The sequence below is a fragment of the Streptomyces sp. NPDC008121 genome, from assembly GCF_042957155.1.
Classification (GTDB): Bacteria; Actinomycetota; Actinomycetes; order Streptomycetales; family Streptomycetaceae; genus Streptomyces.
In genome coordinates this window covers 789,793-811,074 of sequence record NZ_JBIBHT010000003.1, presented here as the reverse complement: position 1 = coordinate 811,074, position 21,282 = coordinate 789,793, and the positions used below count along the sequence as shown (strand labels likewise).

The following is a 21,282-nucleotide window of genomic DNA, read 5'->3' as shown; positions in this document are numbered from 1 at the left end:
GCTCCTTACAGGGGGATGTTGCCGTGCTTCTTCGGAGGCAGGGATTCCCGCTTCGTCCGCAGCTGACGCAGACCCTTGACGATCTGCAGACGGGTGTCCGACGGCATGACCACACCGTCGATGTACCCGCGCTCGGCCGCCGTGTACGGGTTGAGCAGCGTGTCCTCGTACTCCTGGATCAGCCGCGCCCGCTCGGCCTCCTGGTCCTCGGCCGCCGCGATCGTCCGGCGGTGCAGGATGTTGACCGCGCCCTGCGCGCCCATCACCGCGATCTGCGCGGTCGGCCAGGCCAGGTTGAGGTCGGCGCCCAGGTGCTTGGAGCCCATGACGTCGTACGCGCCGCCGAACGCCTTGCGGGTGATGACCGTGATCAGCGGGACCGTCGCCTCGGCGTACGCGTAGATCAGCTTGGCGCCCCGGCGGATGATGCCGCCGTACTCCTGGTCCACGCCCGGCAGGAAGCCCGGCACGTCCACGAAGGTGATCACCGGGACGTTGAAGGCGTCACAGGTCCGGACGAACCGCGCGGCCTTCTCGGACGCGTCGATGTCCAGACAGCCGGCGAACTGCATCGGCTGGTTGGCGACGATGCCGACCGGGAAGCCCTCCACCCGGCCGAAACCGGTGAGGATGTTCGGCGCGAACAGCGCCTGCGTCTCCAGGAACTCGCCGTCGTCCACGACGTGCTCGATGACCCGGTGCATGTCGTAGGGCTGGTTCGCGGAGTCCGGGATCAGGACGTCCAGCTCGCGGTCCTCGTCCGTCACGTCCGGCTCGGCGACCTCCGGGAAGGCCGGCGGCTCGGAGAGGTTGTTCGACGGCAGGTACGACAGCAGGGACTTGACGTACTCGATCGCGTCCTTCTCGTCGCCCGCCATGTGGTGCGCGACGCCGGAGGTGGCGTTGTGCGTCCGGGCTCCGCCCAGCTCCTCGAAGCCGACGTCCTCGCCGGTCACCGTCTTGATGACGTCCGGGCCGGTGATGAACATGTGCGAGGTCTGGTCCACCATCACCGTGAAGTCGGTGATCGCGGGGGAGTAGACCGCACCGCCCGCGCACGGGCCGACGACCAGCGAGATCTGCGGGATCACCCCCGAGGCGTGCGTGTTGCGGCGGAAGATCTCGCCGTACATCCCGAGCGCGCTGACGCCCTCCTGGATGCGGGCGCCGCCGGAGTCGTTGATGCCGATGACCGGGCAGCCGGTCTTCAGGGCGAAGTCCATCACCTTGATGATCTTCTGCCCGAAGGTCTCTCCCAGGGCGCCGCCGAAGACCGTGAAGTCCTGGGAGAAGACGGCGACCGGACGGCCGTCGACCGTGCCGTAACCGGTGACGACACCGTCTCCGTACGGCCGGTTCTTCTCCAGACCGAAATTGGTCGACCGGTGCCGGGCCAGCTCGTCCAGCTCCACGAACGAGCCCTCGTCGAGCAGCAGCTCGATCCGCTCGCGCGCGGTCAGCTTCCCCTTCGCGTGCTGCTTCTCCACGGCACGTTCGGAGCCGGCATGGGTCGCCTCGTCAATGCGGCGCCTCAGATCCGCGATCTTGCCCGCGGTCGTGTGAATGTCGATTTCTTGCGGCTCTACCGACTCGGACATCGGGATGCGGCTCCCTGCCTGGTCACGGGGGTACGTTGACTACCAATGGGCTACTGCTGGGCTACTGATCCGTAGGGTATCGACGCCGATACCGTTCGGCACTGCGGTCTTTGCCACACCTAGGCTGCCTTGCATGACGTCCTCTCATGGCTCAGGAGGGCCCTGGTCCGACCTGGACCGGCCCCCGCTCAACGCCGCCGCGCTGCGCCGCGCGCTCCTGCTCCCCGACGGCCTGTGGACCTCCCTGGACGTGGTCCCCACGACCGGCTCCACCAATTCCGACCTGGCCGCCCGCGCCGGCGACCTGCCCGAGGGGGCGGTCCTGGTCGCCGAGGAGCAGACCGCGGGACGCGGCCGCCTCGACCGCGACTGGGTCGCGCCGGCCCGGTCGGGCATCTTCGTCTCCGTCCTGCTCAGGCCCGACGTGCCGGTCCACCGGTGGGGCTGGCTCCCGCTGCTGACCGGCGTCGCCGCCGCGACCGGCCTCGCCAAGGCCGCCGGCGCCGACCTGTCCCTCAAGTGGCCCAACGACCTGCTGGTTTCGGTCGGCGGCGAGGAACGCAAGACCGGCGGCATCCTCGCCGAGCGCGCCGGGGAGGACGGGGTCGTCCTCGGGCTCGGCATCAACGTCACCCTCCGCGAGGACGAACTCCCCGTCCCGGCGGCCGGCTCCCTGCTCCTCGCGAACGCCGTCTCCACCGACCGCGACACGCTGCTGCGGGCCGTGCTGCGCTCCCTGGAGCAGTGGTACGGGGAGTGGGTGCGGGCGGGCGGCGACCCCGAGCGCTCGGGCCTGCAGGCGGCGTACGCGGCGGGCTGCGCCACGTTCGGCCGGCGCGTCCGGGCCGAGCTGCCGGGCGAGCGGATGCTGGAGGGCGAGGCGGTGGCCGTGGACGGCGACGGCCGGCTGGTGGTGGCGACGGAGGGCGGCGGCACCGAGGCGGTCTCGGCGGGCGACATCGTCCACCTGCGCGCCGAGGAGTAGCACCCGGCGGAGGAGGAGCCGGCCGCCGCGCGGAGGAGCCGGCCGCCGCGCCGAGGGGCCGGCCGCTGCCCGGCGCGGACGCTCACGCGGAGGAGCCGACCGCCGGGGGGCCGGGAGGCGGCGCGTCGCGGAGCCGGGAGTGCGGCGCGCCGCGGACCGGGCCAGACTGACCGGACACGGCCCGGGGCTCCTCCCCGGTGAGGGACCCGGAGCGCCCGCCCCCTGGGGCGGGCGCCCGGCACCCGCCGTGGCGTGACGACGGGGGCCCGGCACACGGTTACGGCGTGAGCTGGCACACACCTGTCGTATCGTGGAGCGCGATCCAGGCGACAGATCGGCAGGGCAGTGGGCAGGGAACGGGCAGGAGGCGGCCGGTGACCGTCGACGACGAGAACGCGGGCGGGGACGAGCCGGCCACGTATCCCACCCCCCACCATGTCGTCGACCACACGGCCGAGCCGACCGACGATCCCCTGGCCATCCGCCTCGAACAGCTCATCCTCGGGGCCGAGCGCCGCTACACCCCCTTCCAGGCGGCCCGCACCGCCGGCGTCTCCATGGAGCTCGCCTCCCGCTTCTGGCGCGCGATGGGCTTCGCCGACATCGGACAGGCCAAGGCGCTCACCGAGGCCGACGTCCTCGCGCTGCGGCGCCTGGCCGGTCTCGTCGAGGCGGGGCTGCTGAGCGAGCCGATGGCCGTCCAGGTCGCCCGCTCCACCGGCCAGACCACCGCCCGGCTGGCGGAGTGGCAGATCGACTCCTTCCTGGAGGGCCTGACCGAGCCGCCCGAGCCCGGCATGACCCGGACCGAGGTCACGTACCCCCTGGTCGAGCTGCTCCTGCCCGAGCTGGAGGAGTTCCTGATCTACGTCTGGCGCCGCCAGCTCGCCGCCGCCACCGGCCGGGTCGTCCAGGCCGGTGACGACGAGGAGATGGTCGACCGGCGGCTGGCCGTCGGCTTCGCGGACCTCGTCGGCTTCACCCGCCTCACCCGGCGCCTGGAGGAGGAGGAGCTCGGCGAGCTGGTCGAGGCCTTCGAGACGACCTGCGCGGATCTGGTCGCCGCGCACGGCGGCCGGCTGATCAAGACGCTCGGCGACGAGGTGCTGTACGCGGCGGACGACGCGGGGACCGCCGCCGAGATCGCGCTGCGGCTGATCGAGACGCTCGGCCACGACGAGACGATGCCCGCCCTGCGCGTGGGCATCGCCTTCGGCACGGTGACGACCCGGATGGGCGACGTCTTCGGCACGACCGTGAACCTCGCCAGCCGCCTCACCTCGATAGCCCCGAAGGACACCGTCCTGGTGGACGGGGCGCTCGCCGAGGAGCTGACCAGGACCGGCGAGGCTCCCGTCTCCGAGACCCAGGCGGCGGAGGAGGCGGCCCGCGCCGAGAAGGAGGGCGAGGAGGCGCCGGCGTACCGCTTCGCGCTCCAGCCCATGTGGCAGCGGCCGGTGCGCGGTCTCGGCGTCGTGGAGCCCTGGCACCTCAGCCGCCGCCCGGTCCCCGGCAGCTGAGCCGCACCCGGGGGCCCGGCGGGACTCTCCGGGCCCGACCTAGGCCCCGGCCCCGGCAGCCGGGCACCCGCCTCCGCGGTCCGGCGGCCGCGCCATCCACAGGCCTGGCAGCCGGGCCGTCGCCCCGCCTAGGATCCCGGTGAACAGTCGTTAACCGGGAGGGTGCGGTCATGTCGGTCCAGTCCGAGCAGCGCTTTGGTGAGTTCGTCGTGGTCCGGAAGGACGGGCACGTCGCCGAGCTGGTCCTCGACCGGCCCAAGGCGATGAACGCCGTCTCCTCCGAGATGGCCCGCTCCCTCGGCGCCGCCTGCGACGCGCTCGCCGCCGACGCCGAGGTGCGGGTGACGGTGCTGACCTCGTCGAACGACCGGGCGTTCTGCGTCGGCGCCGACCTCAAGGAGCGCAACTCCTTCACCGACGCCGAGCTGGTCCGCCAGCGGCCCACCGCCCGCGGCGCCTACACGGGCGTCCTCGAACTGCCGATGCCGACCGTCGCGGCCGTGCACGGCTTCGCGCTCGGCGGCGGCTTCGAGCTGGCGCTCGCCTGCGACGTGATCGTGGCGGACGCGACGGCCGTGGTCGGCCTGCCCGAGGTCTCCGTCGGCGTGATCCCCGGCGGCGGCGGTACGCAGCTGCTGCCGCGCCGGGTCGGCGCGGCCCGCGCCGCCGAGCTGGTCTTCACCGCCCGCCGGGTGGAGGCGGCCGAAGCCCGCGAGCTGGGCCTGGTCGACCTGCTGGAGGAGGACGCCAGGACGGCCGCGCTGGAGCTGGCGGGACGGATCGCGGCCAACTCCCCGGTCGGGCTGCGCGCCGCCAAGCGCGCCATGCGGCTCGGCCAGGGCCTGGACCTGCGGGCCGGCCTGGAGGTCGAGGACGCGGCGTGGCGGTCGGTGGCGTTCTCCGGGGACCGGGCCGAGGGCGTGGCGGCGTTCAACGAGAAGCGGAAGCCGCAGTGGCCCGGCGAGTGAGAAAGCCCTGAGAAACGCCCCCTTTTGTCCGTCATGTAACTTTCCGTGACGCTCCACAGGTGAAAAAGGGCCAACCCTCCCTAAGCTGTAGAAATGGGAGAGGACGTGCGGTTGCGAGCCGTGGTGGCGCTGGCGCAGGCGATGGCGGCGACGCACACTCCGCGCGAGTTCTGGCGGGCGGCGGCGCTCGGCGCCCGCGACGCGCTCGGCGGCAGTTTCGCCGCACTGTCCGTCTGGCAACGCGACCACGGCCGGCTGAAGGTGCTGGTGAACGCGGGGGACCGGGCGCTGGGGGAGGAGGAGTTCCCCGACGCCGAGACCTACCCCGTCCACCAGTTCCCCGAGATCACCGAGTTCCTGCACGAGCAGTGGGCGGGCGGCGCCGAGCCGGACGCCTGGGTGGAGACCGCGGACGACCACGTCGTGACCGGCCGGGTCGCCGGGCTGCGCCGCCGCGGCCGCGGCTGCTGCGTGGTCGCGCCGGTCGTGCTCCACGGCCGAGCCTGGGGCGAGCTGTACGTGGCGCGCCGGGCCGGGGCGCCCGTCTTCGACCGGGGCGACGCCGACTTCGCGGCGGTCGTCGCCGCCGTGGTGGCGGCGGGGATCGCCCAGGCCGAGCGTCTGGAGGAGGTGCGCAAGCTCGCCTTCACCGACCCGCTGACCGGGCTCGCCAATCGCCGGGCCGTCGACACCCGGCTCGACGAGGCCGTCGAGCGGTACCGCGTGGACGGCTCCGTGGTCAGTCTCGTGGTGTGCGACCTGAACGGCCTGAAGCGGGTGAACGACACCCACGGCCACGCGGTCGGCGACCGCCTGCTGGAACGGTTCGGCTCCGTCCTCTCCCGCTGCGGCGCGATGCTGCCGGGCGCCCTCTCCGCCCGCCTCGGGGGCGACGAGTTCTGCCTCCTCTCGGTGGGGCCGACCGCCGACGAGGTGGTGGCCGTCGCGGACGAGCTGTGCGTACGGGCCGGGGAGCTGGAGCTCGGCGAGGGCGTGGCGTGCGGGGTCGCCTCCACCGGCGACCCGATCGGCCCGCTCAAGTCGGCGCGCCGCCTCTTCCGTCTGGCGGACGCGGCCCAATACCAGGCGAAGGCCGCGCGCTCGGCGAAGCCGGTGGTCGCCGGGCGCGACGGTTCGGTCATCCCGCTCGCCGACGCCCCGCCCGGAGCGCGCGACCGCCGCCGCTTCCGCGACGCCCCGCCGGTATGAGGGGCCGTACGCCCTCGGTTCCGGGCCCGCCCGGGCGCTCCGCACCTGCTCCGGACCCGTCGGCCCCGTAAGGGTCCGTCGGTCGACTGGATGGTGACTCGATGCCTAGTGACACGTTGAGATTCAGTCCGTAGGGTGCTGAATATGGATATGCACTCTGTCGTCCTTGGTCCGTCCGGCACCACCGCGCAGGACGTGATCGACGTCGCCCGCCACGGCGCCCGCGTCGAGCTGTCGGCCGAAGCCGTGCAGGCGCTCGCCGCCGCCCGGACCATCGTCGACGCGCTCGCCGCCAAGCCCGAGCCGGTCTACGGCGTCTCCACCGGCTTCGGCGCGCTGGCCACCCGGCACATCAGCCACGAACTCCGCGCCCAGCTCCAGCGCAACATCGTCCGCTCCCACGCGGCCGGCATGGGCCCGCGCGTCGAGCGCGAGGTGGTGCGCGCGCTGATGTTCCTGCGGCTGAAGACCGTCGCCTCCGGGCACACCGGCGTCCGCCCCGAGGTGGCGCAGGCGATGGCCGACGTCCTCAACGCCGGCATCACCCCGGTCGTGCACGAGTACGGCTCCCTCGGCTGCTCCGGCGACCTCGCCCCGCTCTCCCACTGCGCGCTCGCGCTGATGGGCGAGGGCGACGCGGAGGGCCCGGACGGGACGGTCAGGCCCGCGGGCGAGCTGCTCGCCGAGGCCGGCATCCAGCCCGTCGAGCTCCGCGAGAAGGAGGGCCTCGCCCTCCTCAACGGCACGGACGGCATGCTCGGCATGCTGATCATGGCCCTCGCCGACCTCGACACCCTCTACACCTCGGCCGACATCACCGCGGCCCTCTCCCTCGAAGCCCTCCTCGGCACCGAGAAGGTCCTCGCCCCCGAGCTGCACGCCATCCGCCCCCACCCCGGCCAGGGCGCCTCCGCCGCCAACATGCTCGCCGTGCTCCAGGGCTCCGGGCTCACCGGCCACTTCCAGGCCGACGAGGCGCCCCGCGTCCAGGACGCGTACTCGGTGCGCTGCGCCCCGCAGGTCGCCGGCGCCGGACGCGACACGATGGCCCACGCCCGCCTGGTCGCCGAGCGGGAGCTGGCCGCCGCCGTCGACAACCCGGTCGTGCTGCCCGACGGCCAGGTCCGCTCCAACGGCAACTTCCACGGCGCCCCCGTCGCGTACGTCCTGGACTTCCTCGCCATCGCCGCCGCCGACCTCGGTTCCATCGCCGAGCGCCGCACCGACCGGCTCCTCGACAAGAACCGGTCCCACGGCCTGCCGCCGTTCCTCGCCCACGACGCCGGCGTCGACTCCGGCCTCATGATCGCCCAGTACACCCAGGCCGCCCTGGTCAGCGAGATGAAGCGGCTGGCCGTCCCGGCCTCCGCCGACTCGATCCCGTCCTCCGCGATGCAGGAGGACCACGTCTCCATGGGATGGTCCGCCGCCCGCAAGCTGCGCACCGCGATCGGCAACCTCAACCGGATCATCGCCGTCGAGCTGTACGCCGCCACCCGCGGCATCGAACTCCGCCACGGCCTGACCCCGGCCCCCGCCTCCCGGGCCGCCATCGACGCCCTGCGCGCCGCCGGCGTCCAGGGCCCCGGCCCCGACCGCTTCCTCGCCCCCGACCTGGAGGCCGCCGACGCCTTCGTACGGGACGGAAAGCTCGTCGCGGCCGTCGAGCAGGTCACCGGCAAGCTGGCGTGACCGGCCGGGCGGAATCCCGCCCGTACGACGACGAAGGGCCGCCCCCCACGCCGGGGGGCGGCCCTTCGTCGTCGTACGGGCCGTCTAGGAAGCCCGGCCGCCGCGTCTCATCGCCAGCGCCACGAAGCCCGCGCCCACGGCGAGGAAACCCGTCCCGCCGATCAGATACGGCGTCGTGGCCGGCGTACCGGTCTCGGCCAGGCGCGCTCCACCGGTCTCCCCGGCCGCGCCCCCGTCCTCGGTCACCGCTGTCCGAGCGCCCCCGGGAAGCTCATCGTTCGTGGCGTTCGCCGAGGGAACGAACCACAGAGCGCAGAGCAGTGTCCCGGCGGCGGTGGCGGTCAGCAGCGGGCGTCGTGCGACGGACACAGATTTCGATCCCCCTTGCGGAAACCGCGAATTGGTGTGTGGCGCCGATGCTAATGAACACAGCGGGTCGCGGGAAAGCCGAGGGCTCGCGGAGCCTACGCTCGGTCGTATGAGCACTTCCGAGACATCACGTTACGTACGGCTTCGGGTGGAGGTCGTCCTGGAGATCGACGGCCCCGAGGAGCTGACCGAGGCGGCCGTCGGCCGGATCGACACCGACGAGTTCATGCCCGACGACGAGCGCGTCCACGCCCGCTCCTCCGTCCAGGACGACAGCGCCGAGGCGCTCGCCTATCTCGTCGAGCCGTTCGATCTGGTCAGCACCGTGCCCGGCGTCGAACTCGTCCAGGCGTCCTGGAGCAGCGAGGGGATCGACTACGACCCCGACGCACAGGAGTGGGACCTCGACGAGGAAGATGGGGAGGACGAGGAAGACGAAGCGGACGACGCCGACGAGGCGGACGACGAGGAACGGGTTTAGGGCCCGTCGTCACGGGCCAGGCGGGTCTGTGAGGACAGAGCCTGGCGGGGACACGACGGCAGGGCCTGGCGGGGACCGCGGCGCTTGCCGCCCCCCGCCACGAGCCCCGGTGCGACGTCGCTCGGCGCGACGTCCGCCGGGGCTTTCACGTGTACGGGAACCGGGCGGCCCGCGTCAGCGTGTCGATCAGTGGTGTTTCCCACAATCCTTCCGGTTCCGGAACCGGAAGGGGTGTCATGGATGTTCAGAGCAGTGTGGGCAGGGACTCGGCGACGATGGAGAAGCGTGTGATGACGGACGGCAAGCGCCGCCGCAAGAGCCTGGCGGCCGCGGCCGCGGTGCTCGGTGGCGTATTGGTGCTCTCGGCGTGCAGCGACGGGGACAAGGGCAGTGCCGGCTCGCCGACGCCGAACTCACAGGCGCAGGTCGACGAGGCGGCGGCGCAGAAGACGTCGAAGGCCCAGATATCCATCTCGCCGAAGAACGGCGCCGACAACGCCTCGATCAACAAGGACGCCAAGGTCACCGTCGTCGACGGCACGCTGACCGAGGTCACGATGACCACGGCCGACGGCGCGAGCGTCAAGGGCGAGATCGCCGCCGACGGCAAGAGCTGGGCCCCGACCGAGCAGCTGAAGCGGTCCACGGTCTACAAGATCGCCGCCTCGGCGAAGGACGCGGACGGCCTGGAGGCGCACGAGAACTCCTCCTTCACCACCGTCTCCCAGGCCAACAGCTTCATCGGCAACTTCACCCCCGAGGACGGCTCCACCGTCGGCGTGGGCATGCCGGTCTCGATCAACTTCAACAAGGCGATCACCGACAAGAAGGCCGTCCAGAGCGGCGTCACGGTGACCTCCAGCAGCGGCCAGGAGATCGTCGGGCACTGGTTCAACTCCCAGCGCCTGGACTTCCGTCCGGAGGACTACTGGACCGAGGGCTCGACCGTCACCCTGAAGCTGCAGCTCGACGGCGTCGAGGGCGCCGACGGCGTCTTCGGCGTCCAGCAGAAGACCGTCACCTTCAAGATCGGCCGCAACCAGGTCTCCACCGTCGACGTCGCCACGAAGACCATGAAGGTCACGCAGGACGGCAAGACGGTCAAGACCATCCCGATCTCCGCCGGCTCCCCGGAGAACCCGACCTACAACGGTCAGATGGTGATCTCCGAGAAGTTCAAGGAGACCCGGATGAACGGCGCCACCGTCGGCTTCACGGACGACGACGGCAAGGGCGAGTACGACATCAAGGACGTCCCGCACGCCATGCGGCTCTCCACGTCCGGCACCTTCATCCACGGCAACTACTGGGGCCCGGACTCCATCTTCGGCAACTCCAACACCAGCCACGGCTGCGTGGGCCTGAACGACGTCAAGGGCGCCGGCGACCCGAACCAGACGGCCGCCTGGCTCTACGACCACTCGATCGTCGGCGACGTCATCATCGTCAAGAACTCCAAGGACAAGACGATCGCCCCGGACAACGGCCTCAACGGCTGGAACATGAGCTGGTCCGCGTGGAAGGCCGGCTCGGCGGTCTGACCCGCGAGCCACCCGTACGAGAAACGGCGGCCCCCTCCCGACCGGGAGGGGGCCGCCGTACGCGTACCGGCCGGCCTCAGCGCACGACCTCCTCGACCCCCCACTGCGCGAGCAGCGCGAGCGCGTCCGCCGACGCCGTCCCCGGCTCCGCCTGGTACGTCACGAGCACCAGGTCCGGGTCCCCGCCCGCCACCTTCAGGCTCTCGTACGCCAGCGTCATCTCGCCCACCAGCGGATGCCGCAGCCGCTTCGTGCCGTGCCCCTTGTCCGCGACGGTGTGCGCCGCCCAGAGCGAGCGGAACTCCTCACTGCGCACCGACAGCTCGCCCACCAGTGCGAGCAGTGCCGGGTCCTCCGGATAGCAGCCCGCGTACAGCCGCAGCACGCTCACCACCTCGGTCGCCTTGCACTCCCAGTCCACGTACAGATCACGCGAGTTGGGCCCGAGGAAGACCATCCTGGCCAGATTGCGCTCCTCCGGCTCCATCGCCGCAAAGTCGCCGAGCAGCGCCCGGGCCATCCGGTTCCACGCCAGGACGTCGAGCCGCCGGCCGACCAGGAAGGCCGGGACACCGTCCAGCGAGTCCAGCAGATGACGCAGCCCCGGCCGCACCTGCTGGGGCCGGACGATCGCCGCCCGCTGCTGCTTCTTCTTCGCCGTCGGCTTCGCCAGGTGCGTCAGATGCGCCCGCTCGGTGTCGCTCAGCCGCAACGCCCGGGCGATCGCGTCCAGGACCTCCATCGACACATTGCGGCCGTTGCCCTGTTCGAGACGGGTGTAGTACGCCACGGACACCCCGGCCAGCTGCGCCAGCTCCTCCCGGCGCAGCCCCGGCACCCGCCGATGACGCCCGAACTCCGGCAGACCCACGTCCTCCGGCTTCAGCCGGGCCCGGCGCGAGCGCAGGAATTCGCTGAGTTCGGCACTGAGATCCATGTGTCCTGATTATCCCAGGTCGGGTGCCCGGACGGACCGGCCAGCCTGTCCCTGCCAGTGGTAGGCACGCTGGACGTAGGCAGAACAGGGGGCTGGGTACGTTCCGCCCGGCCAGGCATGCTCGACAGCATGACCACGAACGTTTCCGCCTATGCCGCACCCGCCGCCAACGCCCCGCTGGAGCGCACCACCGTGCCGCGCCGTCCGGTGGGGGAACACGACGTCCTCATCGAGATCAAGTACGCCGGCATCTGCCACTCCGACATCCACCAGGCGCGCGACGGCTGGGGCGAGGGCATCTTCCCGATGGTGCCCGGCCACGAGATCGCCGGAATCGTCACCGAGGTCGGCTCCGCGGTCACCCGGCACCAGGTCGGCGACCGCGTCGGCGTCGGCTGCTTCGTCGACTCCTGCCGGGAGTGCGCGTACTGCCTCCAGGGCCTGGAGCAGTACTGCGCCGGCGGCGGCATGATCGGCACGTACAACGCCCTCGACAAGAGCGGCGAGCCGACCTACGGCGGCTACTCCACCCACATCGTCGTCGACGAGAACTACACCCTGCGCATCCCCGAGGGCATCGCCCTCGACGAGGCCGCCCCGCTGCTCTGCGCCGGCATCACCCTCTACTCCCCGCTCGCCCACTGGAACGCCGGCCCCGGCAAGAAGGTCGCGATCGTGGGCCTCGGCGGCCTCGGCCACATGGGCGTCAAGATCGCCCACGCGCTCGGCGCGGAGGTGACCGTGCTCAGCCAGTCCCTGAAGAAGCAGGAGGACGGCCTCAAGCTCGGCGCCGACCACTACTACGCCACCGCCGACCCGGAGACCTTCACCCGGCTCGCCGGCTCCTTCGACCTGATCGTCTCCACCGTCTCGGCCCCGATCGACTTCGGCGCCTATCTGAGCCTGCTCAAGACGGACGGCGCGCTCGTCAACGTCGGCGCCCCCGAGGAGCCGATCGCGCTCAACCTCTTCTCGCTGATCGGCGGCCGCAAGACGCTCGCCGGCTCCATGATCGGCGGCATCGCCGAGACGCAGGAGATGCTCGACTTCTGCGCACGGCACGGCCTGGGCGCCGAGATCGAGCTGATCAGCGCCGACCGGATCAACGAGGCGTACGAGCGGGTGCTGGCGAGCGACGTGCGCTACCGCTTCGTGATCGACGCGTCGACGATCTGACGGACGCCCGGGCGCGACGCGGCATCGGCCCCCACGCCAGGACGCCGGGGCACGCCGGCCGCCCGGGGCGCACCCGCCGTCCAGGCGGTCACCCCGGAGGCCGGGGCATGACCTCCGGGGTCATCGACCCCGTACGTCATGCCCCGGCATCCTGACGTCATGACCGCTTACGCGCTGGCCAACCTGTACCCCCGGACCGCCCCCGTCGAGGACGTCCTCGTCTACATGGAGCGGATCCAGGCCACCCTCGACCCCTACGACGGCCGCTTCCTCGTCCACGGCGCCCCCGAGCGCGAGGTCAAGGAGGGCGAGTGGCCCGGCAGCGTCGTCCTCATCGGCTTCCCTTCCATGGGCCACGCCCGCCGCTGGTACGACTCCGCCGCCTACCAGGAGCTGATCCCGCTGCGCACCCGGCACATCCCGGGCGACATCCAGCTCATCGACGGCGTCGGCCCCGGCTACGACCCGGCCGGCACCGCCGCGCTCCTGCGCGCGGAGTCACACGCGGGGTCGGGCGACGGCACGGCCTGAGCACAGATCGAGCCGCCTGCCGTCGAAGCACGCGCGGAAACGGTCGTCGTGCGAGACCACGACCACCGCGCCCGCGAACGCCGCGAGGGCCGCCTCCAGCTCCTCCACCAGCGACAGCGCCACATGGTTCGTCGGCTCGTCCAGGACGAGCAGATCCGCCGGCCGAGCCACCAGCCGGGCCAGCTCCAGCCGCCGCCGCTGCCCCACCGAGAGCGCGGCCACCGGCACGCCCAGGTCCTCCTCCCGGAAGAGCCCGAGGGCGAGCAGCTCCGGCCCGTACTCCTCCGGCGGTCCCGGACGGCCCGCGGCGTACGCCGTGAGCAGCGGCGCGCGGACCGGCACTGCGGGCAGCTCCTGCGCCAGATAGCCGACGTGGTCCGGGCGGCTGACCGTGCCGCTGTCGGGCCGCAGGTCCCCGGCGAGCACCCGCAGCAGCGTGGTCTTGCCGGCGCCGTTGGGCCCGGAGACGAGCAGCCGCTCCCCGGCCCGGACCCGCAGTTCGTCGATCCTCAGCCGATCGCCGACCACGACGTCGGCGAGCGTGGCGAGGACGTCACCGGGCCCCGCCGGATCCGGGCCCCCGGCCCGGGCCGTGGCGAGCCGCGCCGTGAACCGCAGCGGCTCCGGCGGCGCCGGCACCGGCTCCCTGAGGAGCTGCTCGAGCCGCTGACGGGCCGCCCTGACCTGCCCGGACAGCTTGTTCTCGTGCGAGCGCCGGTGCTTGCCGAAGCCCTGCCCCGGATCCTTGCCGGAGACGGCGAGCCGCTGCCCGGCCGCGGCCACCAGCCCCTGCGTACGGGCCACTTCCTCCCGCCACTCCTCGTGCTCCCGCGCCCGGCGGCGGCGGGCGGCGGCCTTCGCGGCGCGGTAGCCGGACCAGCCGTCGCCGTACCGCGTCACCGCCCGGGTGTCCCGGTCGACCTCCAGGATCGTGGTCGCCATCCCCTCCAGGAACGCTCGGTCGTGGGTGACCGCCACCACCGTGCCGCGGTGGGTCCGCAGCCGCTCCTCCAGCCAGCGGGCGGCGGCCCGGTCGAGATGGTTCGTCGGCTCGTCGAGGAGCAGCAGCTCGGCGCCCGAGGCGAGCACGCAGGCGAGCGCCAGCCGCGACTGCTCCCCGCCGGAGAGCGTCCCGATCCGGCGCTCGTACGGGACGTGGCCGAGGCCGAGCCCGTGGAGTGCGGCGTCGACGCGGGCGTCGGCCTCGTAGCCGCCGCGCTCCTCGAAGGAGGTCAGCAGCTCGCCGTAGGCGGCGAGCCGCTCGGGCGTCGCGGTGCCGAGCGTCTCCTCGGCGGCGCGCAGTTCCCGTTCCATCGCCCGGAGGCCGGCGAGCGCGGCGTCGACGGTGTCCCGCACGGTCCGGTCGGGGCCGACGCCGTACGTCTCGGCGAGCGTCTGGGCGAGCCGGGCGACGCCACCGGGGAACCGGACGGTGACCTCCCCGGTGTCCGGGGCCTCCGCCCCGCCGATCAACCGCAGGAGGGTGGACTTCCCGGCGCCGTTCTCGCCGATGACGGCGGCCTTCTCGCCGGGACGGACGGTGAGGGAGACCTGGTCGAGGACGGAGCGGTCCCCATAGGCCTTGGAGACATGACCGAGCGTGAGCTGGGCGCGATCGCGCATGGTTCTTTCCCTGGATGCTGGGTTCTTCCTGGCCGGACGGGAAGGGGACACCGGCGATCGCCACCGCCGCGTCGCGAGACGCCGTCAGCGGGTCGAGCCGTGTCCGCGGCCGGGATCAGAGAAAGAAGTAGTACGAACCCATCATGCGAGCGAGTCTAACGCCGGGCTCCCAGGGGGTCCCAGCGATTTAGGGGAGCGGCCGAGAGGGGCGGGCCGGTCGCGCCGGCCCGCCCCTCTTCACCGCTGTCCCGTTGCTCCTACTCGGCCTTCGCCACGCCGATCGGGCAGGAGACGCCCGTCCCGCCGATGCCGCAGTAGCCCGCCGGGTTCTTGTCGAGGTACTGCTGGTGGTACCCCTCCGCGGGGAAGAAGGTCCGGCCCTCGGCGGGGAGGATCTCCGTGGTGATCGTGTCGAAGCCGGAGCCGGTCAGGACCCGCTGGTAGGCGGCGCGGGAGGACTCCGCCGTCCCGGCCTGCTCGGGGGAGCGGGTGTAGATCGCCGAGCGGTACTGGGTGCCGACGTCGTTGCCCTGGCGGAAGCCCTGGGTCGGGTCGTGCGATTCCCAGAAGAGCTTGAGCAGCCGCTCGTACGAGACGACCGACGGGTCGAAGACGACCCGCACGGCCTCGGTGTGGCCGGTGAGGCCCGAGCACACCTCTTCATAGGCCGGGTTAGGGGTGTGACCCCCCTGGTAGCCGACGAGCGTCGTCCAGACGCCCTCGGTCTGCCAGAACGTGCGCTCGGCGCCCCAGAAGCAGCCGAGGCCGAAGTCCGCGACCTCGAGCCCCTCGGGATACGGCCCGAGCAGCGGGTTGCCGAGGACCGTGTGGCGCTCCGGCACTGCGAACTCGGGCTCAGGACGGCCCTTGAGCGCCTGCTCGGGGGTGGGGAGGACGGGGGTGCGTGACAGGAACATGCGGCATCTCCTCGACGGTGGGCAGTACGCACAACGCCCGGGGGCCGGGAGGGATTCCCCCCGGCCCCCGGGCGCGGCTCACGCGAGACGCGGCTCAGTGCGACAGCGTCGCCGGGCTGCCGCCGTTCGCCTCGTACCCCGCCACCGCCAGGTTGCGGTAGACCGTGTACTCCGCCGCCGGGTCGCCGTTCAGCGTCCACGGCAGCGCGCCGACGTGCCCGTCCACGTGCACCAGCTGCCGCATCGCCTCGGCCCACCGTTCCCCGCGGACCAGGAACAGGACGAGCAGGTGGCGGACGTGGGCGAGCATCGGGTCGTCGGGGCGGGCCGAGTGGACCGCGTACAGCGCGCCCTCCATCGCCTTGCCGACCACCGCCGAGCGGTAGAAGTCCCGCACCATGATGACCTCGGGCAGGTGCTCGTACACCGCGAACAGCGGCAGCGCGGCGAGCAGCGAACCCCGCGGGGCGCGGGCCGCGGCCGCCGTCGCGAACCGGTCGGCGTCCTCGCGCGAGCCGTGCCACTTCTCGCACCAGAAGTGCAGCGCGGAGAGGTGGGCGCCCATGTGGTGCGGCGCCCGGTCGATGATCTTCGCCCAGACCTGGTCGAACTCCTCGTGGCTGTAGCCGAGGCCGCGGGCGATGGCGAGCTGCGTGATGTACGGGACGGGGTCGCCGGGTGCCAGCAGCGCCGCCTCCTCGGTCACCTTGCGGGCCTCTTCGAGGATGATCCGGAAGTCGTCGGTGCCGGCCGCCGAGGAGCGCCACGCCTGCTGCACGAGGAACTCGGCGTGCACGGCCGCGCCGCCCGCGTCCTTCGGCGCGTCCGCGCGCCAGGCGCGCAGCCACGCGCCGCCCACCCCGGGCCGTTGCTGGAGATCCAGGGCGGCCGCGCCCGCGAACGCCTGGACGCGCTGCCAGCGGACCTCGCCCTCCTTCTCCGTCCCGGCCAGCAGCTGCGCGGCCGCCCGCCAGTCCTGCGTCGCCTGCACCACGTCGAGGACGTCGAGCAGGTCGGGGTCGGGGCCGGGCATCCGCACGTCCTGCTCCTCCTGGCGGAGGAAGCCGTACGCCTCCGGATCGGCGGCGTCGGGGGAGCCGGGCGCCACCTGGTGGATGCCGACGACATCGCCCCGGCGGCGCCGTACCAAGGGAGCGACGACCGCGAAGAGCAGCCCCATCGCGAGCAGGAACCAGAGAATCTCCATGCGTCCATTGTCCCGTACGGCCGGCGGACACCGGCCGGGGTGCCCGCCGGCCGGGACCGGCCGCCCGGGGGGAGACGGGCCCGGCGCCCCCCCGGAGCCCGGACCCGGCGCCCGTCGGCCACGGATCCGGCCTCCGTGAGACACCGGTCGAGACGGTGGGCGGCGCGGAGCCGGTCTCGGGACTACGCTCCTGAACCATGAGCGACCAGCACTCTCATCAGAGCTTCGAGACCCGCGCCATCCACGCGGGCAACACGGCCGACCCGCTGACCGGCGCGGTCGTCCCGCCCATCTACCAGGTGTCCACCTACAAGCAGGACGGCGTGGGTGGGCTCCGCGGCGGTTACGAGTACAGCCGCAGCGCCAACCCCACGCGCACCGCCCTCGAGGAGAACCTCGCCGCGCTCGAGGGCGGCCGCCGCGGACTCGCGTTCGCCTCCGGCCTCGCCGCCGAGGACTGCCTGCTGCGCACGCTGCTGGCCCCCGGCGACCACGTGGTCATCCCGAACGACGCCTACGGCGGCACCTTCCGGCTCTTCGCCAAGGTCGTCCAGCGCTGGGGCGTCGACTTCTCCGTCGCCGACACCTCCGACCTCGCCTCGGTGCGGGAAGCGGTCAACGACCGTACGAAGGTGATCTGGGTCGAGACGCCCTCCAACCCGCTGCTCGGCATCACCGACATCGCGGCCGTCGCGGACGTGGCCCGCACGGCCGGCGCGAAGCTCGTCGTCGACAACACCTTCGCCTCGCCGTACCTCCAGCAGCCGCTGGCGCTCGGCGCGGACGTGGTCGTCCACTCCCTCACCAAGTACATGGGCGGCCACTCCGACGTCGTCGGCGGCGCGCTGGTGACGGCCGACGAGGCGCTCGGCGAGGAACTGGCGTACCACCAGAACGCGATGGGCGCGGTGGCGGGGCCGTTCGACTCGTGGATCGTGCTGCGCGGCATCAAGACGCTCGCCGTCCGGATGGACCGGCACAGCGAGAACGCCGAGAAGATCGCCGAAATGCTGACCCAGCACCCGAAGGTCACCAAGGTGCTGTACCCGGGCCTGCCGGACCACCCGGGCCACGAGATCGCCGCGAAGCAGATGAAGTCCTTCGGCGGGATGATCTCGTTCCAGGTGTCGGGCGGCGAGGAGGCGGCCGTCGCGGTCTGCGACCGCGCCGAGCTCTTCACGCTGGGCGAGTCCCTGGGCGGTGTCGAGTCGCTGATCGAGCACCCGGGCCGCATGACGCACGCGAGCGTGGCGGGCTCCGCCCTGGAGGTCCCGGCGGACCTGGTCCGGCTCTCCGTGGGCATCGAGAACGTCGACGACCTGCTGGCCGACCTGCGCCAGGCGCTGGGCTAGTCCTTCGCCGGACCCAGGCCCGGGCGTCCCTCGCGGGCGCCCGGGCCCATCGGGCCCGCCGCTCCGCGAAGCGCCTCAGGCGGGGACCTTCTCGTCCTCCAGCGAGTCACGGACCATCGCGCGCAGCTCCGGGCTGTCGGTGTGGCCGTGCACGGAGACGGCGTGCTCGGAGGCGGCCCGTACGACCTCCTCCTCGTCACCGATGATGGTGAGCGTGCAGTTCATGACGCTGGGAGTCTTGCGGCAGTCGGCGACTTTCCTGGCCATGACGACCTCCTCGGCTCGGACCGCGTACCACCGCTTCGTCCCGTGGCCGCGTACCGCTCCTTCCAGGCTATGCCCCTCCTCACCAGCCTTCGAGGGGTGGAGTCGTGCCGGGCGGGACCTCCCAGGGCCGGACCACCGACGCCCACACGGCGAAGGCGACCGCGGCGATGACGAGCAGCGTCCACAGGACCCGGCGCACCGCCCGGTCCCGGTGCAGCAGACGGATCCCGCGCTCGACGGCCCGGGCCGACAGGTCGCGGGGGACCCGCGGATGTGGCGCTTCGAGCATCCGCCGGACCTCGTCCTCCCGCCGTTCGTGCCTCATGAGGCGGCCCTCGTCTCCGTCGTGCCCGGCCCTTCCGCCGATCCCGGCCGCCCGGTCCTGCCCGGCCCCTCGGCCGATCCCGGCTCTCCCGCCGCTTCGGCCCCGGGGCGCGCGGCCGCCGCACGCAGGGCGACGACCGAGCGGGCGCAGATCGCGCGGACCCGTTCCTCGGGCAGTCCGAGGAGCGCCGCGGTCTGCTCCTCTGCGACGCTCTCGTAGAGCCGCAGCACGACGACGAGACGTTCCTGCGGGGTGAGCGGGGCGAGGACGCCGCCGCCCCGGGCGCGGTGGTGCCGCCAGGCGGCGCGGGCGAAGCGGGCCACGAGGTCGGCGCGGGTGACGTCGTACGGATCCTCTCCGCGCAGCCGCGCCCACTGGGCGTAGGTGTGCGCGAGGGAGGCGGTCAACAGCGCCTGGGCGCGCGGGTTGCGGACCGGTGTCTCGGCGGTGAGGAGGGTCGCGGCGTGCAGCAGCCGCCCCGCCGCCCCGGCCACGAACGCCTCGAACTGCCGGGTGCGGTGGCGCTCTTCGCCGCTGGGTCCGGGCGTCCGCCGGATGCCGTCCCGTCCTTCTCGCACGTCCTCATATGAGGACAGGGCGCGGCCCAGGTCAAGAGGTCGGGCCGGACTCCGCTTCCGGGTTCGCGGGGAGGCCCGACTGACGGGCGGAGAGCGCGGAGTTGAAGCGGGTGAGCAGGGTGCAGAACGACTCGCGCTCGGCGGGGGTCCAGCCGTCCGTCACCTCGGCCATCAGCTGCCGGCGCGAGGAGCGGACCTCCTCCAGGCGGGTCAGGCCGCGCGGGGAGAGCTGGAGGACGACCGCGCGGCCGTCCTCGGGGTGCGAGGTCCGCTTGACCAGACCGGTGTCGACGAGCGGGGCGACCTGCCGGGTGACGGTGGACGAGTCGATGCCCATGCCGGCCGCGAGGGCCTTCACGCCCATCGGGCCTTCCTGGTCCAGCCGGTTGAGGAGCAGGTAGGCGGCGCGGTCCATGGAGTTGCGGAGCTGACCGGTGCCGCCGAGGCGGGTCTGTTCGGCCCGGCGGGCGAAGACGGCCACCTGGTGCTGGAGGGCATCGAGGAGACCGGGGTCAAGCTCAGTCGTCATGTCCTGAGATGTGGGCATGGCTGCAAGGGCTCTCTCGTGCGGTGGTCGGTTGGTGGGGGACAGAGTACGCGGAGCTGTGGGAGTCCGTACCGGCGCTGCGCAAACCCGCTCGGCCACCCGCCGGCCGGGCGGCCACGAGGCCCGTGAGCTGCGAGACTTGCTGTCATGAGCTTCCGTACGCCAGGCCCCTTGCATCCGCTGATCCTCGACGATGTCCGCGGGGCGCAGAAGATGCTCTCCGGGGTGGCCCGCGTGACCGCGATGGAGGGGAGCAGGCACCTGTCCTCGCTGGTGGGGGCCCCGGTCCACCTCAAGTGCGAGAACCTCCAGCGGACGGGTTCGTTCAAGCTGCGCGGGGCGTACGTACGGATCTCCGGGCTGCGGCCCGAGCAGAAGGCGGCCGGGGTCGTCGCCGCCTCGGCGGGGAACCACGCGCAGGGCGTCGCACTGGCCTCCTCGCTGCTGGGGGTCCGCTCCACGGTCTTCATGCCGCTCGGCGCCCCGCTGCCGAAGGTCGCCGCGACCCGGGAGTACGGCGCCGAGGTGCGGCTGCACGGGCAGGTCGTGGACGAGACGCTGGCGGCGGCGGAGGAGTACGCGGCCCGCACGGGAGCGGTCTTCATCCACCCCTTCGACCACCCGGACATCATCGCCGGTCAGGGCACGGTCGGCCTGGAGATCCTGGAGCAGTGCCCGGAGGTCCGGACGATCGTGGTCGGCATGGGCGGCGGCGGTCTGGCGGCCGGCATCGGGCTCGCGGTGAAGTCGGTGCGCCCCGACGTGCGGGTCGTCGGCGTCCAGGCGGAGGGCGCGGCCGCCTATCCCCCCTCACTGGCCGCGGGGCATCCGGTCATGGTCGACGCGCCGGCGACGATGGCCGACGGGATCAAGGTGGGGCGCCCCGGCGACGTACCGTTCGCGCTGGTCAGGGAGTACGTCGACGAGGTCCGTACGGTCTCCGAGGACGCGCTGTCGACGGCGCTCCTGCTGTGCCTGGAGCGGGCGAAGCTGGTGGTGGAGCCGGCGGGGGCGAGCCCGGTGGCGGCGCTCCTGAGCGATCCGAAGGCGTTCGGGGGGCCGGTGGTGGCGGTGTTGTCGGGCGGGAACGTCGATCCGCTCCTGATGCAGCGGGTCCTGCGGCACGGCATGGCGGCCGGCGGCCGCTATCTGAGCCTGCGGCTGCGGGTCACGGACCGGCCGGGGGCGCTGGCGACGCTCCTCGCGGTGCTCACGGTGGTCGACGCGAACGTGCTCGACGTGAGCCATGTGCGGACCGATCCGCGTCTGGGCCTGACGGAGGCGGAGGTCGAACTCCACCTGGAGACGAAGGGCCCCGAGCACTGCGAGGAGGTCGCGGCGGCCCTGCGGGAGGCGGGCTACGCGGTGATCGGCTAGCCCCCCGCGCGGACACAGGGCGGCCAGCCCCCGCGCGCGCGGACACAGGGCGGCGGAAGGCGCGTCGTCCTGTGCGGCGACA

The 21,282-nt window shown here is 72.8% G+C and carries 21 protein-coding genes; 11 read left to right on the top strand and 10 right to left on the bottom strand.

What is annotated here, in order from left to right; genetic code table 11:
* Positions 1-5 precede the first annotated feature (5 nt).
* Positions 6-1,598, bottom strand: a complete 1,593-nt coding sequence (locus tag ACFZBD_RS13705) for a carboxyl transferase domain-containing protein (RefSeq protein WP_391139535.1) — start codon at positions 1,596-1,598, stop codon at positions 6-8.
* Between the two features lie 133 nt (positions 1,599-1,731).
* Between ACFZBD_RS13705 and ACFZBD_RS13700 the strand changes: the two genes are divergently transcribed.
* From ACFZBD_RS13700 to hutH, 5 genes are all read left to right on the top strand, one after another.
* Positions 1,732-2,583: a biotin--[acetyl-CoA-carboxylase] ligase gene (locus tag ACFZBD_RS13700; protein ID WP_391139534.1), complete on the top strand. Its 852-nt coding sequence runs from the start codon at positions 1,732-1,734 to the stop codon at positions 2,581-2,583.
* A 374-nt stretch (positions 2,584-2,957) separates the two neighbouring features.
* A complete protein-coding gene (locus tag ACFZBD_RS13695; protein ID WP_391139533.1) occupies positions 2,958-4,103 on the top strand; it encodes an adenylate/guanylate cyclase domain-containing protein in 1,146 nt (381 codons plus the stop codon).
* A gap of 170 nt (positions 4,104-4,273) precedes the next feature.
* A complete protein-coding gene (locus ACFZBD_RS13690; RefSeq protein WP_391139532.1) occupies positions 4,274-5,071 on the top strand; it encodes an enoyl-CoA hydratase-related protein in 798 nt (265 codons plus the stop codon).
* Positions 5,072-5,164: 93 nt separating this feature from the next.
* Positions 5,165-6,280: a diguanylate cyclase domain-containing protein gene (locus ACFZBD_RS13685; RefSeq protein WP_391139531.1), complete on the top strand. Its 1,116-nt coding sequence runs from the start codon at positions 5,165-5,167 to the stop codon at positions 6,278-6,280.
* Between the two features lie 150 nt (positions 6,281-6,430).
* Positions 6,431-7,972 (top strand): histidine ammonia-lyase, encoded by a 1,542-nt coding sequence (hutH, locus tag ACFZBD_RS13680; RefSeq protein ID WP_391139687.1) that lies wholly within the window; start codon positions 6,431-6,433, stop codon positions 7,970-7,972.
* A gap of 84 nt (positions 7,973-8,056) precedes the next feature.
* On the opposite strand, the gene ACFZBD_RS13675 is transcribed toward hutH, so the two are convergent.
* Complete coding sequence (locus tag ACFZBD_RS13675; protein WP_391139530.1) at positions 8,057-8,341, bottom strand: hypothetical protein; 285 nt, start codon at positions 8,339-8,341, stop codon at positions 8,057-8,059.
* 109 nt (positions 8,342-8,450) lie between these two features.
* Between ACFZBD_RS13675 and ACFZBD_RS13670 the strand changes: the two genes are divergently transcribed.
* Together ACFZBD_RS13670 and ACFZBD_RS13665 are read left to right on the top strand one after the other, a co-directional pair.
* A complete protein-coding gene (locus ACFZBD_RS13670) occupies positions 8,451-8,822 on the top strand; it encodes a hypothetical protein (protein WP_391139529.1) in 372 nt (123 codons plus the stop codon).
* A gap of 275 nt (positions 8,823-9,097) precedes the next feature.
* Entirely contained in the window at positions 9,098-10,363 is a 1,266-nt protein-coding gene (locus ACFZBD_RS13665) for an Ig-like domain-containing protein (protein ID WP_391139528.1), read from the top strand.
* A 76-nt stretch (positions 10,364-10,439) separates the two neighbouring features.
* Here ACFZBD_RS13665 and ACFZBD_RS13660 read toward each other — a convergent pair whose 3' ends face one another.
* Positions 10,440-11,300, bottom strand: a complete 861-nt coding sequence (locus tag ACFZBD_RS13660; protein ID WP_391139527.1) for a helix-turn-helix domain-containing protein — start codon at positions 11,298-11,300, stop codon at positions 10,440-10,442.
* A gap of 129 nt (positions 11,301-11,429) precedes the next feature.
* On the opposite strand from ACFZBD_RS13660, the gene ACFZBD_RS13655 reads away from it, so the two are divergent.
* Both ACFZBD_RS13655 and ACFZBD_RS13650 read left to right on the top strand, forming a co-directional pair.
* Complete coding sequence (locus ACFZBD_RS13655) at positions 11,430-12,476, top strand: alcohol dehydrogenase catalytic domain-containing protein (protein WP_391139526.1); 1,047 nt, start codon at positions 11,430-11,432, stop codon at positions 12,474-12,476.
* A gap of 159 nt (positions 12,477-12,635) precedes the next feature.
* Positions 12,636-13,007, top strand: a complete 372-nt coding sequence (locus ACFZBD_RS13650) for a DUF1330 domain-containing protein (protein WP_391139525.1) — start codon at positions 12,636-12,638, stop codon at positions 13,005-13,007.
* Here ACFZBD_RS13650 and abc-f read toward each other — a convergent pair.
* The 3 genes from abc-f to ACFZBD_RS13635 form a co-directional block, all read right to left on the bottom strand.
* Complete coding sequence (abc-f, locus tag ACFZBD_RS13645) at positions 12,975-14,630, bottom strand: ribosomal protection-like ABC-F family protein (RefSeq protein WP_391139524.1); 1,656 nt, start codon at positions 14,628-14,630, stop codon at positions 12,975-12,977. The genes ACFZBD_RS13650 and abc-f overlap by 33 nt on opposite strands.
* Before the next feature lie 257 nt (positions 14,631-14,887).
* Positions 14,888-15,547, bottom strand: coding sequence for a peptide-methionine (S)-S-oxide reductase MsrA (gene msrA, locus ACFZBD_RS13640; protein ID WP_391139523.1), 660 nt, complete (start codon positions 15,545-15,547; stop codon positions 14,888-14,890).
* Between the two features lie 94 nt (positions 15,548-15,641).
* Complete coding sequence (locus ACFZBD_RS13635) at positions 15,642-16,754, bottom strand: hypothetical protein (protein WP_391139522.1); 1,113 nt, start codon at positions 16,752-16,754, stop codon at positions 15,642-15,644.
* Positions 16,755-16,951: 197 nt separating this feature from the next.
* On the opposite strand from ACFZBD_RS13635, the gene ACFZBD_RS13630 reads away from it, so the two are divergent.
* Positions 16,952-18,106 carry a cystathionine gamma-synthase gene (locus ACFZBD_RS13630; RefSeq protein ID WP_391139521.1) on the top strand — a complete coding sequence of 385 codons (1,155 nt, stop codon included), beginning with the start codon at positions 16,952-16,954 and terminating at the stop codon, positions 18,104-18,106.
* Positions 18,107-18,181: 75 nt separating this feature from the next.
* Here ACFZBD_RS13630 and ACFZBD_RS13625 read toward each other — a convergent pair whose 3' ends face one another.
* The 4 genes from ACFZBD_RS13625 to ACFZBD_RS13610 form a co-directional block, all read right to left on the bottom strand.
* Positions 18,182-18,373 (bottom strand): DUF1059 domain-containing protein, encoded by a 192-nt coding sequence (locus tag ACFZBD_RS13625; RefSeq protein WP_391139520.1) that lies wholly within the window; start codon positions 18,371-18,373, stop codon positions 18,182-18,184.
* 79 nt (positions 18,374-18,452) lie between these two features.
* Positions 18,453-18,698, bottom strand: a complete 246-nt coding sequence (locus ACFZBD_RS13620) for a hypothetical protein (protein WP_391139519.1) — start codon at positions 18,696-18,698, stop codon at positions 18,453-18,455.
* Positions 18,695-19,276 (bottom strand): sigma factor-like helix-turn-helix DNA-binding protein, encoded by a 582-nt coding sequence (locus tag ACFZBD_RS13615; protein ID WP_391139518.1) that lies wholly within the window; start codon positions 19,274-19,276, stop codon positions 18,695-18,697. Before ACFZBD_RS13615 ends, ACFZBD_RS13620 begins: the two co-directional genes overlap by 4 nt.
* Positions 19,277-19,307: 31 nt before the next feature.
* Positions 19,308-19,823 carry a MarR family transcriptional regulator gene (locus ACFZBD_RS13610; protein WP_391139517.1) on the bottom strand — a complete coding sequence of 172 codons (516 nt, stop codon included), beginning with the start codon at positions 19,821-19,823 and terminating at the stop codon, positions 19,308-19,310.
* 147 nt (positions 19,824-19,970) lie between these two features.
* Between ACFZBD_RS13610 and ilvA the strand changes: the two genes are divergently transcribed.
* A complete protein-coding gene (gene ilvA / locus ACFZBD_RS13605) occupies positions 19,971-21,200 on the top strand; it encodes a threonine ammonia-lyase (RefSeq protein WP_391139516.1) in 1,230 nt (409 codons plus the stop codon).
* Positions 21,201-21,282: the final 82 nt, after the last annotated feature.

What these genes read in the sequence shown, in the direction of transcription:
- ACFZBD_RS13705 (WP_391139535.1), bottom strand. Translation starts at nt 1,598, where the DNA reads ATGTCCGAGTCGGTAGAGCCGCAAGAAATCGACATTCACACGACCGCG.
- ACFZBD_RS13700 (WP_391139534.1), top strand. Translation starts at nt 1,732, where the DNA reads ATGACGTCCTCTCATGGCTCAGGAGGGCCCTGGTCCGACCTGGACCGG.
- ACFZBD_RS13690 (WP_391139532.1), top strand. Translation starts at nt 4,274, where the DNA reads ATGTCGGTCCAGTCCGAGCAGCGCTTTGGTGAGTTCGTCGTGGTCCGG.
- ACFZBD_RS13685 (WP_391139531.1), top strand. Translation starts at nt 5,165, where the DNA reads ATGGGAGAGGACGTGCGGTTGCGAGCCGTGGTGGCGCTGGCGCAGGCG.
- hutH (WP_391139687.1), top strand. Translation starts at nt 6,431, where the DNA reads ATGCACTCTGTCGTCCTTGGTCCGTCCGGCACCACCGCGCAGGACGTG.
- ACFZBD_RS13670 (WP_391139529.1), top strand. Translation starts at nt 8,451, where the DNA reads ATGAGCACTTCCGAGACATCACGTTACGTACGGCTTCGGGTGGAGGTC.
- ACFZBD_RS13665 (WP_391139528.1), top strand. Translation starts at nt 9,098, where the DNA reads ATGGAGAAGCGTGTGATGACGGACGGCAAGCGCCGCCGCAAGAGCCTG.
- ACFZBD_RS13660 (WP_391139527.1), bottom strand. Translation starts at nt 11,300, where the DNA reads ATGGATCTCAGTGCCGAACTCAGCGAATTCCTGCGCTCGCGCCGGGCC.
- ACFZBD_RS13655 (WP_391139526.1), top strand. Translation starts at nt 11,430, where the DNA reads ATGACCACGAACGTTTCCGCCTATGCCGCACCCGCCGCCAACGCCCCG.
- ACFZBD_RS13650 (WP_391139525.1), top strand. Translation starts at nt 12,636, where the DNA reads ATGACCGCTTACGCGCTGGCCAACCTGTACCCCCGGACCGCCCCCGTC.
- abc-f (WP_391139524.1), bottom strand. Translation starts at nt 14,630, where the DNA reads ATGCGCGATCGCGCCCAGCTCACGCTCGGTCATGTCTCCAAGGCCTAT.
- msrA (WP_391139523.1), bottom strand. Translation starts at nt 15,547, where the DNA reads ATGTTCCTGTCACGCACCCCCGTCCTCCCCACCCCCGAGCAGGCGCTC.
- ACFZBD_RS13635 (WP_391139522.1), bottom strand. Translation starts at nt 16,754, where the DNA reads ATGGAGATTCTCTGGTTCCTGCTCGCGATGGGGCTGCTCTTCGCGGTC.
- ACFZBD_RS13630 (WP_391139521.1), top strand. Translation starts at nt 16,952, where the DNA reads ATGAGCGACCAGCACTCTCATCAGAGCTTCGAGACCCGCGCCATCCAC.
- ACFZBD_RS13625 (WP_391139520.1), bottom strand. Translation starts at nt 18,373, where the DNA reads ATGGCCAGGAAAGTCGCCGACTGCCGCAAGACTCCCAGCGTCATGAAC.
- ACFZBD_RS13620 (WP_391139519.1), bottom strand. Translation starts at nt 18,698, where the DNA reads ATGAGGCACGAACGGCGGGAGGACGAGGTCCGGCGGATGCTCGAAGCG.
- ACFZBD_RS13610 (WP_391139517.1), bottom strand. Translation starts at nt 19,823, where the DNA reads ATGCCCACATCTCAGGACATGACGACTGAGCTTGACCCCGGTCTCCTC.
- ilvA (WP_391139516.1), top strand. Translation starts at nt 19,971, where the DNA reads ATGAGCTTCCGTACGCCAGGCCCCTTGCATCCGCTGATCCTCGACGAT.